General features: G+C 33.4%; 12 protein-coding genes. 9 read left to right on the forward strand and 3 right to left on the reverse strand.

Annotated elements, in window-relative coordinates:
• Nucleotides 1-85: 85 nt before the first annotated feature.
• Entirely contained in the window at nucleotides 86-811 is a 726-nt protein-coding gene (locus AC0608_RS12355) for a bacteriorhodopsin-like (protein WP_417961564.1), read from the reverse strand.
• A 113-nt stretch (nucleotides 812-924) separates the two neighbouring features.
• On the opposite strand from AC0608_RS12355, the gene AC0608_RS12360 reads away from it, so the two are divergent.
• A complete protein-coding gene (locus tag AC0608_RS12360; RefSeq protein ID WP_478289258.1) occupies nucleotides 925-1,812 on the forward strand; it encodes a Brp/Blh family beta-carotene 15,15'-dioxygenase in 888 nt (295 codons plus the stop codon).
• Between the two features lie 90 nt (nucleotides 1,813-1,902).
• On the opposite strand, the gene dnaK is transcribed toward AC0608_RS12360, so the two are convergent.
• Nucleotides 1,903-3,789 (reverse strand): molecular chaperone DnaK, encoded by a 1,887-nt coding sequence (dnaK, locus tag AC0608_RS12365; protein ID WP_417961568.1) that lies wholly within the window; start codon nucleotides 3,787-3,789, stop codon nucleotides 1,903-1,905.
• A gap of 488 nt (nucleotides 3,790-4,277) precedes the next feature.
• On the opposite strand from dnaK, the gene AC0608_RS12370 reads away from it, so the two are divergent.
• Complete coding sequence (locus AC0608_RS12370; RefSeq protein WP_478289259.1) at nucleotides 4,278-5,396, forward strand: restriction endonuclease; 1,119 nt, start codon at nucleotides 4,278-4,280, stop codon at nucleotides 5,394-5,396.
• Between the two features lie 357 nt (nucleotides 5,397-5,753).
• Nucleotides 5,754-7,226, forward strand: coding sequence for a serine hydrolase (locus AC0608_RS12375; RefSeq protein ID WP_478289260.1), 1,473 nt, complete (start codon nucleotides 5,754-5,756; stop codon nucleotides 7,224-7,226).
• A 95-nt stretch (nucleotides 7,227-7,321) separates the two neighbouring features.
• Here the strand turns inward: AC0608_RS12375 and AC0608_RS12380 are convergent, their stop codons facing one another.
• Nucleotides 7,322-7,684, reverse strand: a complete 363-nt coding sequence (locus AC0608_RS12380) for a hypothetical protein (RefSeq protein WP_478289261.1) — start codon at nucleotides 7,682-7,684, stop codon at nucleotides 7,322-7,324.
• Nucleotides 7,685-7,965: 281 nt separating this feature from the next.
• On the opposite strand from AC0608_RS12380, the gene AC0608_RS12385 reads away from it, so the two are divergent.
• The 6 genes from AC0608_RS12385 (at nucleotide 7,966) to AC0608_RS12410 (ending at nucleotide 13,714) form a co-directional block, all read left to right on the forward strand.
• Entirely contained in the window at nucleotides 7,966-8,406 is a 441-nt protein-coding gene (locus tag AC0608_RS12385) for an acyl-CoA thioesterase (RefSeq protein ID WP_417961580.1), read from the forward strand.
• A gap of 126 nt (nucleotides 8,407-8,532) precedes the next feature.
• Nucleotides 8,533-9,543, forward strand: coding sequence for an aldo/keto reductase (locus tag AC0608_RS12390; RefSeq protein WP_478289262.1), 1,011 nt, complete (start codon nucleotides 8,533-8,535; stop codon nucleotides 9,541-9,543).
• Between the two features lie 68 nt (nucleotides 9,544-9,611).
• A complete protein-coding gene (locus tag AC0608_RS12395; protein WP_478289263.1) occupies nucleotides 9,612-10,532 on the forward strand; it encodes a helix-turn-helix domain-containing protein in 921 nt (306 codons plus the stop codon).
• Between the two features lie 210 nt (nucleotides 10,533-10,742).
• The gene (locus AC0608_RS12400; RefSeq protein ID WP_478289264.1) at nucleotides 10,743-10,913 is read left to right on the forward strand and encodes a hypothetical protein; all 171 of its coding nucleotides are present in this window, start codon (nucleotides 10,743-10,745) and stop codon (nucleotides 10,911-10,913) included.
• 141 nt (nucleotides 10,914-11,054) lie between these two features.
• Nucleotides 11,055-11,864 carry an NIPSNAP family protein gene (locus AC0608_RS12405; protein WP_478289265.1) on the forward strand — a complete coding sequence of 270 codons (810 nt, stop codon included), beginning with the start codon at nucleotides 11,055-11,057 and terminating at the stop codon, nucleotides 11,862-11,864.
• A 167-nt stretch (nucleotides 11,865-12,031) separates the two neighbouring features.
• Entirely contained in the window at nucleotides 12,032-13,714 is a 1,683-nt protein-coding gene (locus AC0608_RS12410; RefSeq protein WP_478289266.1) for a Na/Pi cotransporter family protein, read from the forward strand.
• The last annotated feature ends 92 nt before the right edge of the window (nucleotides 13,715-13,806 follow it).

Raw genomic sequence — 13,806 nt, forward strand, 5'->3', positions numbered from 1 at the left:
GTCGGGTATTTTATTTAATCCATTGCCACAAAAAAAAACCGAATTATTACTAATTCGGTTTTACAATTAAACATGAAAAAAGGAACTAATCTTTTTGTGACTTTACTGCTAAATTATAAATTACTAAACCAAATCCAATTTTATTGATTGCATCGGCAATATTATAAACAACATCAATATTTCCAGCTGGAATCAATCCATTGTACCAACCTGTAGTTCCCATCATGTAACCCAAAGGGTAGATAGACCAACCGACAAGAACAAACCAACACAAAATTTTATGTGCTTTTTGAATTTCGCCACCAGCAGCTACGGCTAATTTTGAAGCCTCACCCAACCAGATTTCATAAACAATAGCAAAATAAGCAACTCCTGAAATGAATCCCCAGAGGGCTGCACTGTCCGTGAATACGACTTCACCAAGATAACCTGTAACTAGCATTATTATAGAATAAATTATCATTTTCCATAAAAGAGATTGTTTTGCTCCAGCTACTTTTAGTATTAAATAAAATTCTAAACACATTAATGGTACTGTAAGAACCCAGTCTACATATCGAAAAAATGTAGGCGATTCACCAAACGTTGCCCAATAATCCCTCATATAGAAATAATGTACAGCAGCAATAAACGTGATTAATCCTGAAACTAGCACTGATGTTCGCCATTTTCTATCAAATTGGTTTAAAGACAAAAAGAAAAAAGCTGCAGCTGCCATCATTGCCATACAACCCACAAAGAAAGTAAATCCTACATAATCGGTTGGAGACAATTTTCCGACTAATCCTGAAATAAACATAAAGTTTGTCATAAATGTATTATTTTAATTGATTTTTGTTTAATCAAATATAATAAAAGTTAGACAATTAAAATGCTTTTTGTTTATTATATTTTTCTTATTTTTAAACAATAATTAAAATTTTTATGAAATATTCAAATATCTCAATCGTAGCAAGCTTTTTTGGATTATGGATGGATTCTTATTTTTCGACTGATTTACAATTATTTACCGGATTCTTTTTAATTTTTACCTTTGGAATTTTACATGGAGCGAATGATTTGCTACTAATTGAAAATATAAATTCGAAAAAAAGACCGAGTGCACACCTTACAATACCCCGTTATTATTTAGTGGTAGTACTATCCGGAGCATTTTTATTTTACATCTTACCTTGGTTTGCGTTATTATTATTTATAGTTGTCAGTTCCTATCATTTTGGAGAACAGCAATGGCAAGATTTACAAGAGGACTTCTCGCAATGGATTTTAATCGCATTCCAGTTTTCTTATGGATTATTTATTTTGTTGCTGTTATTTAACTTTCACCGAAACGAGGTGATTCAGGTTATATGGAACATTTCCAACATTAGCATTGCACCTATTTACATTACCGGATTGGTAAGCAGTAGTGGCGGTGTAGTGCTTACTTTAAGCGGTTACATTTATTGGAAATCAAAACAAATTAGGAAAAAGCTTCTCACAGAGATTTTTCATCTTATCCTGTTTTCTATCATTTTCAAATCCTCCAGCTTGATTTGGGGCTTTGCTTTGTATTTTGTCTTCTGGCATAGTATACCTTCTATAATCGACCAAATAAAATTTTTACATGGTAATTATTCCTTCAGGCATTTTCTAACCTATTGTCGCGCTGCTGCAATTTATTGGTTCATTTCAATAATGGGAATTACGGTTCTGTATTTCCTATTTAAAGAAGAACAACTTTTCAATGCCTTATTTTTCTCCTTTTTGGCTGCCATAACATTTCCTCATGCAGTGGTTATTACCCGAATGTTCCATATTAAAAAACAATAAAAAAAATCTATAAAAAAAACCGTTCACCAAAGGTGAACGGTTTTAAATCAACAGTAAAGACGCACTGCAGTGCCTCTCTACAGGAAATTATTATTTTACTTCTTCGAATTCAACGTCTTCAACATTGTCTCCTTGAGCAGCATCACCTTGTGGCTGTGCTTCACCTTGACCTTGTTCTCCTTGAGCATACATCGCTTCAGTTGCTTTTTTCCAAGCAGCGTTGATGTTGTCAAGAGCCGTTTGAATTGCAGGAATGTCTTGAGATTGGTGTGCCATTCTCAATTCAGTCAATGCATATTCAACAGCAACTTTGTTGTCATCTGATAATTTAGATCCTAATTCTTTCAATTGAGTTTCAGTTTGGAAGATCATTCCATCAGCTTCGTTCAATTTTTCTGCTCTTTCTCTTAAAAGTTTGTCAGAATCAGCATTAGCTTCTGCATCTTTTTTCATTCTTTCGATTTCTTCAGAAGTCAATCCAGAAGAAGCTTCGATACGAATATCGTGAGATTTTCCAGTTCCTTTGTCAGTTGCCGAAACTTTGATGATACCATTCGCATCAATATCAAACGTTACTTCAATTTGTGGAACCCCTCTTGGAGCTGGTGGTATACCATCTAAATGGAAACGACCAATAGTTTTGTTGTCAACTGCCATAGCTCTGTCTCCTTGCAAAACGTGGATTTCAACTGTTGGTTGAGAATCGGCAGCTGTAGAGAAAACTTGAGATTTTTTAGTTGGAATAGTTGTGTTAGACTCAATTAATTTAGTCAAAACACCACCCATAGTTTCGATACCTAAAGATAAAGGTGTAACGTCAAGTAACAATACATCTTTTACATCTCCAGAAAGAACTCCACCTTGAATCGCTGCTCCAATAGCAACAACCTCATCAGGATTAACTCCTTTAGATGCTTTTTTACCAAAGAATTTTTCCACTTCTTCAGCAATTCTTGGCATACGAGTTGAACCTCCTACAAGAATAACTTCGTCAATATCAGAAACAGTTAAACCTGCATCTTTCAACGCTTTAGCCACTGGTGCCATAGAACGTTTTACTAAAGAATCAGTTAATTTTTCAAATTGAGCTCTAGTTAATTTTTTAACTAAGTGTTTTGGTCCTGAAGCCGTAGCAGTAACGTATGGCAAGTTGATTTCAGTTTCAGCAGAAGAAGACAATTCAATTTTTGCTTTCTCAGCAGCTTCTTTCAAACGTTGCAATGACATTGGATCAAGACGCAAGTCAATACCTTCTTCAGTTTTAAATTCGTCAGCTAACCAGTCAATAATTTCGTGGTCAAAATCATCTCCACCTAAGTGAGTATCACCGTTTGTAGACAACACTTCAAAAACTCCGTCTCCTAATTCAAGAACAGAAATATCAAATGTACCTCCACCTAAATCGTAAACAGCAATTTTTTGATCTTTACCTTTTTTATCTAAACCGTATGCCAATGCAGCAGCAGTAGGTTCGTTGATAATACGCATTACTTTAAGACCTGCAATTTCACCCGCTTCTTTTGTAGCTTGACGTTGTGCATCATTAAAGTAAGCTGGAACAGTAATAACTGCTTCAGTAACAGTTTGACCTAAATAGTCTTCAGCTGTTTTTTTCATTTTTTGAAGTGTCATCGCTGACAATTCTTGAGCAGTGTATAAACGACCGTCAATATCCACACGTGGTGTATTGTTGTCCCCTTTTACTACTGAATAAGAAACTCTTTTTGCTTCAGCAGAAACCTCTGAAAAAGAATGACCCATAAAACGTTTGATAGAAGCAATAGTCTTAGTTGGATTAGTTACCGCTTGTCTTTTAGCAGGATCTCCTACTTTAATCTCTCCACCTTCAACAAAAGCGATGATAGATGGTGTTGTTCTTTTTCCTTCTGCATTAGGAATAACAACTGCTTCATTACCTTCCATTACAGAAACACAAGAGTTGGTCGTACCTAAATCAATTCCGATTATTTTACCCATTTTTAATATATTTAATTTTATTGTATACTTGTTTTAATGACTCGAAGTCGATAAGTCAATCTTTGTGCCAATACAAAACCAACTATTAAATTGTCAGTTTATGTTAAAATTGGCGTAAAAAAATCTGACAAGTTGACATTTAAGAGGGTTTATGATTCTGGCGGAATTTGGAGCCATTTCCCGCACACTAGGCTGGAAGCCGAACTGGTGAAGCAATTCGCTATATCTTTATGTCCACAAAGAAAGAACATAAAGGATGCCGCTGCTATCGGGGCTATGAAATCTGATTCCTACATTTATTTGTTTCTATTCGATTACTTTAGAATTTCAATACCAATAATTCGTAATAAATAAACTACATTAGCAGAACAATCGAAAAGCTATTTATGGCGTAAAGCATACCGATTTCGGGTGTATATGCGCTAGTTTGTAGCTAGTATACACTAGTTAGCTGGCACCCTAGAAACATCACGTAAAAACAAAACTCCTTGGAATCAACAAAAACACTAAGAAGACCAGCGAATTGGCAAGATTTTGAAACACTCTGTAAAAAATTATGGGGTGAAATATGGAATTGTGCTGAAATACAAAAAAACGGTCGACTAGGCCAAGAGCAATCTGGAGTTGATATTTTTGGAATACCTAACTTAGAAGAAGAATATTTCGGAATTCAATGTAAAGGCAAAAGCGAATATAACGACAATCATCCTCAATTTACTGAAAAAGAAATTGACAATGAGATTGAAAAAGCAAAAACATTTAGTCCAAAATTAAAAAAACTATATTTTGCAACAACTGCATTAAATGACAGCAAAATTCAAGCTTACATAAGACAAAAAAACTTAGATAATAAAAAGGCTGGATTGTTTGAAATTCATCTTTTTTGTTGGGAGACAATTGTTGATTTAATAGATGAAAATAAACTAACTTATGACTACTACATTAAAAGTCAAAATTACAAGACAAGCAAAAATGCTTATGTAACATTTCAAAATGATAAAAATGAATTAGAAGGAAATGTAAAATTTAGAAAGACAATTACTAATTATAGACAAAAAAATATCCCCGCGACTATAAGTGATAGTTTATTAGCTAACAGTAGTTTATTCGATGCTTTTAAATTCAGTAATCCCTCACCTTATCATTACAAAATAAATAATAGCTATTTTAATTTTTTCTTTAGAATACACAATATTGGTAATGATCCTATCGAAGAATTTAAAATATTACTCAAATTCAATGGAGATTTCCAAGATTTAGATACCGTTACAAAAGGAGGTCACTATTTAATGCCAATGGTAAAACATTCTTATGATACTTTTATAAATAAAGAGAATAAAACAGGAAAAATAATTCCTCTTAAAAAAATATTAGTAAGCGAAGATGCGATGGGTTTTGATGATTTGGCAATTAAACCGTTACTCGAAGATGCAGAAATAGAGATTGACTGGAAAATAATTTCGAAAGATTATAAGAATGAAGGCAAATTAGTTTTAAAATTAAAAGTCGAAATCGAAATTACTCATAAAACAGTTCTAGTTACCGACCCTTCAAAAATTAGAATTGAAGAAACTGAAATTGAAGATTATTTAATCGACGGTAATTAAGGGCGTCAGCTAACACACGCTACGAGCAATTTGGGCAATTGGCTTAATGGGAAGTTGGTTTTATATTTGGAAGATTTGGCAAATCCGAAAATAGGGCTTAATTTAATCCCAAACCCGTTGTAGTAGCAGGACGTTAGCGGTCATTATAGCACAACCAAACTGCAAATAAGTTCAACACAAGTAAACGACATAAAATGAATAAAGAATTTTTAGAGGAATATTCACTGTTTAGAAAGTTTGATTTGGATGTCCCGATAGCGCGGATTTGCAATCCGTGCCCATAACAATAAGGCACAAAGAACAAAACTATTCTTTAATTCATTCATACAACATCAATCACTAAAACCAACAATCATCATGAAACAACGTTCCAAACATTTTGCAGTACAAACAATCCTAATTGGTCTATTTATCCAGCTCATTACAATACCGGTTTCCTTTGGACAAACCAAAGCAGAACAAATCGATAAGTTGATGAATCTATATTCAGAATACGGGCAATTTAACGGCTCTATCCTTGTTGCTGACGCAGGTAAAGTCATTTATAAAAAGGGATTTGGAATGGCAAACATGGAATGGAATATTCCAAACCAACCGGATACCAAACACCGATTGGGTTCCGTTACCAAACAATTTACCGCCATGCTAATACTTCAATTAGTTGAGCAGGGAAAATTAAAGTTGGATGTTCCTATCTCAACCTATCTTCCTGATTATCCTAAAGCATTGGGCGATAAAATCAGTATTCATCATTTACTGACGCACACCTCTGGAATTCCGAATTACACTTCCTTTCCTAATTTCGTAAAAGAATTAAGTTTCAATTCGTACAGCCCAGAAGCATTTGTAAAAAAATTCGCTGACCTACCGCTCGAATTTACACCGGGCGAAAAATTTGCATACAGCAATTCCGGTTATTTTTTATTGGGTTACATCATTGAGAAAGTTTCCGGTAAAACCTATGAGCAGTTTTTGCAAGACAATATTCTTACACCACTCAAAATGAATAATACAGGATTCGATCACCACGAAACCATTCTGAAAAACAGAGCTTCCGGTTATGAGAAAAACGGTAAAAACTACAGCAATGCCAGCTATCTTGATTTATCTATTCCTTACGCTGCTGGTTCTTTGTATGCAACCGTCGATGATTTGTATTTATGGGATCAAGCACTGTACACAGAACAGTTACTTTCGACAAAAAATAAAGAGCTGTTATTTAATTCCTATATCCCTGCAGGACCGGGACAATATGGTTACGGATGGTTTATTAATGAGGCTTTCAATGGAGAAAAAAAGGAGAGCATTCTGATTACTGAGCATGGCGGTGGGATAAATGGATTCAATACCTTGCTATCCCGTATTCCGTCTGACAAAAATCTAGTGGTATTACTAAATAATACCGGCGGTACAAACTTAAATGAGATGAATATAGCAATTAGAAACATTCTATACAATAAGCCGTACAGTTTGCCTAAAAAATCATTAGCCAATGCTTTAGCAGCTGTTATTCAGGACAAAGGAATCGCATCTGGACTCGAGTATTTTAATGAAAACAAAAAATCAGATACCTATGCTGCCACCGAAAACGAAATGAACGGTCTGGGTTATCAATTGTTACAATCTGGAAAAAACAAAGAGGCGATAGCCGTTTTTAAACTAAATGTTGAAGCGTTTCCAAAATCAGGAAATGCCTACGATAGTTTAGGAGAAGCCTATTTGAAAAACGGAGATAAAAAGCTGGCGATTATCAACTATAAAAAATCAGTAGAAATGGATCCAAACAATGAAAACGGAAAAAAAGTGTTGGAAGAAATTTTAAAGTCATAAATCAATAGATCTATTAAAAAAACCGCACCTGTTATGTTTCGTTAGGAGCATGACAGTGCGGATCATAATAAAACTTTTGTCCGTGATTTCCTTTTTTAATTTGTTCCTTTAGTAGACTTTCCTACCGTCAAATAAATGTGATTATTTGGATACAGAAATTCGATTTTTGTATGTTGTTGGTGTACTCTCATCTCTACTTGTCCCTCTCCATTTTCTAATGTATAAGACCTATAATTTCTATCTTTGGAAAAAATACTGGAGTCTACAATCTTATATTTCATTTTTGTATCCGTGAGAAAAAATACTACATCTCGCTTATTCGTATCTATAAATACAAAGGAATATTCATTTCCTGCAATGTTGCATTCCCCTTGTTTGAAAGGTTTCTCATCGATGCAATATCGTTGCACATTATACACTTGTTCTTGAGCATAAATACCACTTGTAAGTAGTAACATCAAAATTACTTTTTTCATACACCTGTAGATTTCTATTATCCTGAATTGGACAATCTTAATTTCTTATGCAAAAGACACGCCATAATATTTTTTAAAACAGAATAATCAACAAATGTTTTTTTTTATTTTTACTTCTTTATAATAAAAAGCTTTAGAAAAGCAATGTATACCGTAATTTGTTTCCGTTTTTATTTGTATTTTCGACTTTCAATAACCTATTTACTTTTATTAAAATATAATCGTAAAAGCATTCTCAAAATAATTTAACAACAACAACAACAATGACTTCATTTATCAAAGAATTATCCTTTCGTTGGTCTGATCTTGACCCAAATTTTCATTTACGACACAGTGCTTATTATGACTTTGGTGCACAACATCGTATCGAGATTCTGGAAAGTTTAGGTTTAACAATGAGAGTGATGCAAGCACAAAGTTTTGGACCAATTCTTTTTAGGGAAGAATGTGTTTTTAGAAAAGAAATAAAACTTTCTGACAAAATTTTCATGCATACCAAAACCTCAAAAATAAATGCTGATGCTTCCCGTTGGTCTATAGTTCATGAGTTTTTAAATGAAGATAAAAAGCTTTGCGCAACAATAACGGTTGATGGTGCTTGGATGGACACCAAACTTCGAAAACTAGCCTCTCCTACTCCCGAAATTGCCATTGAAGCGTTGAGCATTTTTCCTAAAAGCGACAATTTTGTGAGCCTGCAATAGGAATTTAATTATAGAAGCTCCATTTCCTCGTTTTGGATACAAGAATAAGAGATTCAGTTACTTTACTACAGCATCATGTACTGATATTTGCATTGTTATTTTATAATTCACCATTAAATAAAAAAGATGAACGACAATAAAAAAATCGAATTAGGAAGTCAAGGACTTTTTGTTCCAAAAGTAGGATTAGGTTGTATGGGAATGACCCAAATTGCAGGAATGGATATATATGGAAAAGCAAATGAAGCCGAATCTATCGCTACTATTCACCGTTCATTAGAACTAGGATACAACTTCTTGGATACTGCCGATTTATATGGCCCTTTGCTAAACGAAAGGCTTGTCGCCAAAGCCATTAAAGGAAACAGAAATCAATATACCATTGCCACAAAATTTGGGTATGAAATCGATGATAACGAGCAATTGACTTGGCAATTCAACGGCACAAAGGATTATGTAAAAAAAGCCGTGGAGCGTTCGCTTAAAAACTTGGGAACTGATTATATTGACTTGTATTACTTGCATCGTTTAGACCCAAACACGCCTATTGAAGAAACTGTTGCGGCAATGGCTGAATTGGTAAAAGAAGGAAAAATTGGCCACATCGGACTTTCGGAAGTTTCATCGGAGACCATACAAAAAGCACATACTATTCATCCTTTGACTGCGGTGCAAACAGAATATTCTTTGTTTGAGCGTGGCGTAGAAGAGACGGGAATTTTAAAAACACTTCAAGATCTTGGAATCGGATTTGTGGCCTACTCCCCACTAGGGCGAGGATTTATTTCTGGAGATATCAAAAGCCCTGATGATTTTCCTGACACTGACTTTAGAAAAAGTTTACCTCGTTTTCAAGGTGAACAATTTTACAAAAATATTGCCTTGGTAAATGAAATAAAAATATTGGCTACTGAAAAAAAAATAACACCCTCACAATTAGCTATTGCTTGGATTGTTTCAAAAGGTATTTTACCAATTCCCGGAACAAAACGTGTGAAGTATATCGAAGAAAATTGTAGTGCCGCAGAAATTAAATTAAGCGTTCAGGATTTAAATCGTCTGGAGAATATCATTCCTTTAGGAACCATTACTGGAGCGCGTTATGATGAAGCAAATATGGCTGCTATTGATCAATAAACAATACTAATCAGTAGGAAAGGCTATCTTTACAAATAGATTATCCTACTGTAGTAATAATTTATTTTATGAAAAAACAAAACAACATTCCATATATTATCAATTCGATTTCAGAATTGCATCGTTTATTGGAACTGCCAAAACCAGAACATCCATTAGTAAGCGTTATTAATCTGAATGAAATAAAATGTCATTTTGATGAAAGTATCAAAAGCGTGGTCTACAATTTTTATTCAATTTGTACTAAAAAAGATTTTAAAGGAAAAGTAAAATATGGTCAAAACTATTATGATTTTGATGAAGGCATAATGACTTTTTTTTCTCCAGGCCAGGTAATATCAACCGTACTTGATGATGATATTGCTCTTTCAGGAATGTGGCTTGTTATTCATCCTGACTTCATCAACAATTATTCATTGGCAAAAAACATAAAAGATTACGGCTATTTTACTTATGCCGTAAATGAAGCATTGCATCTTTCCGATAAAGAAGAAGTGATGATTGCAGGTATTATGAATAATATTCAACAAGAGTATCTTTCTTCGATTGACCGCTTCAGTCAGGATGTCATACTATCGCATATTGAATTATTACTTCAATATTCTAACCGGTTTTATAACCGTCAGTTTATTACCCGCAAAAATGCAAGCAATGATTTATTGAGTACCCTTGAAGAACTGCTCCGTAATTATTTTAACAGTACCAAAGTAGAAGAACTCGGTCTTCCAACTGTTCAATATATTTCAGAACAACTAACTGTATCCCCCAATTATTTAAGTGATATGTTACGTTCTCTCACGGGACAAAGTACACAACAACACATTCACGATAAGATAATTGAAAAAGCTAAGGAAGTTTTAACTACAACTTCTTTATCAGTAAGTGAAATTGCATACCAACTTGGCTTTGAATACCCACAGTCTTTTAGCAAACTGTTTAAAAATAAAACGAATCAATCGCCTTTAGAATATAGAGGTTCGTTCAATTAATTACAAAAGGCATTTACAATAGTTTTAAATTGCAGTTATAAAAGCAGGAAGTAGCCCAGATTTGGTATGTTAATAAATTATCTAAATCAAAACTTGACATTATTTCTTTTGATAAGGCTATTTACAGGAGCACAATTTTTTACATGATGTCTTGTTCTTCGATAAAAAATTCATTAAGCGATTTGATTTTCCCTAATCAAACTGATTGAAATGAATACGCGCCAAACATTAAACCGCAAAAGAAGTGATTATTACAAAATCAGTAACAACCCGAATTTAAACCATTCTTGTTTATTCCAAGACGCCAAAATTGCAGATGTAATACCTGCGAAAGGAGAAACATTCAAATTAAAAAAAAACGAAATGCAGTACGAAAAGTGAAGGATTAAAAACAGTCGTGATGTTCTACAATACAGTATTTTGAAATTTTTTAAAAATTCTAAATTCTAAACTTAAAAAATAAATCCTTTTTTATACTTTTATACATCTACTGGCATGTTACGCTCAACAAAAAAACTACGAATGAAATTAACAAAAATATTTTTCGCGCTACTAATCCTTTTTACCGTAATCAGTTTTAAATCAATTCCTAATGCTGTTTTCGAAGTACAATATCCAGCAAAAACCAGAGAATTTTACCAAATAAAAACGTATATTTTCAATACTGAAAAACAAGAACAAGCCACTGATTTTTATTTGAAAGAAGCATATTTACCGGGGTTAAAAAAACTGGGGATCAAAAATATTGGAGTATTTAAACCAAAATCCAGTACCAAGGATACAATAAAAAAAACTATCGTATTAATCCCATTTTCATCTATGAAAGAATTTCTTACACTTGACGAAAAATTGGCAGAAGACAAAATGTATTTGTCTACAGGAGCCCCATATTTAAAGGCTACTTATAAGCAATCGAATTATTTGCGAATAGAATCTGTTTTATTAAAGGCTTTTTCAGATCACCCTTTATTGACAAAACCAGCGCTGAATAATTCCAGAACCAATAGAGTATATGAATTAAGAAGCTATGAATCAGCAACCGAAGCGATTTATAAAAATAAAGTGGATATGTTCAATGCAGGCGGTGAAATAAAACTTTTTGATCGTCTTGCTTTTAATGCCGTTTTTTACGGTGAAGTTATTTCAGGGGCTAAGATGCCAAATTTGATGTATATGACCACTTTTGCAAATCAGGAAAGTAGAGATGCACATTGGGAAACCTTTGTAAATTCTCCAGAATGGAAAGGACTAATAGCTATGGAAAAATATAAAAACAATATTTCTCATATAGACATTACATTTTTATACCCAACTGATTATTCTGATTATTAATCTCATAAATCCCCCCTTTAAAAAACAATCCGCTCAAACTGCAGTTCTAAAAGTCATAGTTTCGTATTTAAAAAAACAACCCATTAATAACTTCCAAAAAAATAGAAGTTAACACTTTGCCAAGATTTTACTATTAATTATAAGTATCTTTAGTACTAATTTTAGCTATGGAAACCATCTATACAATACTAAAACTTGCTGCAGGCGTAGGTTTATTCCTTTTCGCCATGTATTTAGTGGAGGAATCCCTAAAAAACCTCTCTGGGCGAAGTTTCAAATTATTTCTACAACGCATTACAAAAACCGATATTGGTGCAGTTGTAGGTGGAACAATCGTTACTGGAATACTCCAAAGCAGCTCTATGGTTTCGTTGATGGTTTTGGCATTTGTAGGAGCAGGAGTTTTTACCATGAAAAATGCAATGGCCATTATACTTGGCGCCAATTTGGGAACAACAATTGCTAGTTGGTTAGTTGCAACATTGGGTTTTAAAACTAATATTGAAATAATTGCTTATCCAGCAGTTTGTCTGGGTGGCTTTCTTCTTATTCTATTGGGAAACCGCAAGAAGTTCAAGTATCTTTCCTATTTTCTTTTGGGATTTGGTTTAATGTTCATCGGACTTTCATTTATGAAAACCGCTATGGAAGCTCAGGTGCAGCATTTTGATTTTTCACGATATACTGAGATGCCACTAATCATTTTTCTCATTATTGGCTTTCTGATTACGCTAATTGTTCAGTCTAGTTCCGTAACTATGGCATTAACATTAAGCGCATTAAACGCAGAAGCAATAGCTTTTCCTATGGCAGCTGCAATCGTGTTAGGCGGTGAAACCGGAACTATCATAAAAATTTTATTAAGTGCAATTGGCGGAAATGCTTCTAAGAAGCGGGTGGCATTGGGCAATTTATTGTTCAACATATTCATTACTGCAATTGCTTTTGTAGTACTAAAACCCATTTTATTCCTAATTACAGATGTCATAAAAATCAAAGATCCACTTATCGGTTTGGTTGCCTTTTCAAGTCTGATTAACTTATTAGCAATTGTACTATTTCTTCCGGTTCTAAATTTATTTACTAAATTTTTGGAACGTTTTTTTAAAAATTCTGATGTTACTACAGCCGCTTACATTAGCCACGCCTCTGTTGAAGAAACCGAAACCGCTCTCGATTTATTTCGAAGAGAAACAATTTATTTTATTCACAATTCAATGCTTTTTAACCTGGAATTATTCAAAATCGATACTCCCGTTTTCCAAAAACAGATTGATTATCTGGAAATCAATGAGCAAAAGAATTATACTTCGAAAACTAGTGAGGAAAAATATGAATTTCTGAAACAATTACAAGGAGAATTACAGGCCTTCTATTTAAAATTAAGAACAAAATTAAACAGTGAACAAAATTCAGAACTCAACCAATTGATTTCGGCAGTGCGAAGTTCCATGCACGCAGTAAAAAGTGTAAAAGACATTAGCGCTGATATTACAAACCTCAGCCGCTCATCCAAAGAAATCAAATACCAGTTTTTTCTGTATCATAAAAAAGAAACTGAGAATCTCTATTTGCAATTAAATATGCTTCTGAATAAAGAACAAAACTCCCTTTTTACAGAGCTTGAAGTACTTTTTAATGTAATCCAAAAAAACTACACAAAAGGACTCAACTCTTTTTATTCTCAAGCACAACTTACTCCCATAGAAAATATTGACATCACTACTATCATTAATTTTAATAGGGAATTATTCACCTCGAATAAAGCCATATTAATGGCTGTAAAAGATATTTTATTAGACGAAAAAAACGCTCAAAATTTCAATGAAATTCCAATTTATAAAACTTAAACGATAAGCTATCAACTCTGATTGTATTCCAGAAATTTTACAACTTTATTTTTGAATTTTATAACCTATTTTACTTTCAATTTTAGAACTTT

The organism is Flavobacterium sp. GNP008, from assembly GCF_056428965.1.

Bases quoted from the DNA above. Each gene is read 5' to 3' on its own strand.
- AC0608_RS12355 (WP_417961564.1), bottom strand. From the start codon at position 811: ATGACAAACTTTATGTTTATTTCAGGATTAGTCGGAAAATTGTCTCCA.
- AC0608_RS12360 (WP_478289258.1), top strand. From the start codon at position 925: ATGAAATATTCAAATATCTCAATCGTAGCAAGCTTTTTTGGATTATGG.
- dnaK (WP_417961568.1), bottom strand. From the start codon at position 3,789: ATGGGTAAAATAATCGGAATTGATTTAGGTACGACCAACTCTTGTGTT.
- AC0608_RS12375 (WP_478289260.1), top strand. From the start codon at position 5,754: ATGAAACAACGTTCCAAACATTTTGCAGTACAAACAATCCTAATTGGT.
- AC0608_RS12380 (WP_478289261.1), bottom strand. From the start codon at position 7,684: ATGTTACTACTTACAAGTGGTATTTATGCTCAAGAACAAGTGTATAAT.
- AC0608_RS12385 (WP_417961580.1), top strand. From the start codon at position 7,966: ATGACTTCATTTATCAAAGAATTATCCTTTCGTTGGTCTGATCTTGAC.
- AC0608_RS12390 (WP_478289262.1), top strand. From the start codon at position 8,533: ATGAACGACAATAAAAAAATCGAATTAGGAAGTCAAGGACTTTTTGTT.
- AC0608_RS12395 (WP_478289263.1), top strand. From the start codon at position 9,612: ATGAAAAAACAAAACAACATTCCATATATTATCAATTCGATTTCAGAA.
- AC0608_RS12400 (WP_478289264.1), top strand. From the start codon at position 10,743: ATGAATACGCGCCAAACATTAAACCGCAAAAGAAGTGATTATTACAAA.
- AC0608_RS12405 (WP_478289265.1), top strand. From the start codon at position 11,055: ATGAAATTAACAAAAATATTTTTCGCGCTACTAATCCTTTTTACCGTA.
- AC0608_RS12410 (WP_478289266.1), top strand. From the start codon at position 12,032: ATGGAAACCATCTATACAATACTAAAACTTGCTGCAGGCGTAGGTTTA.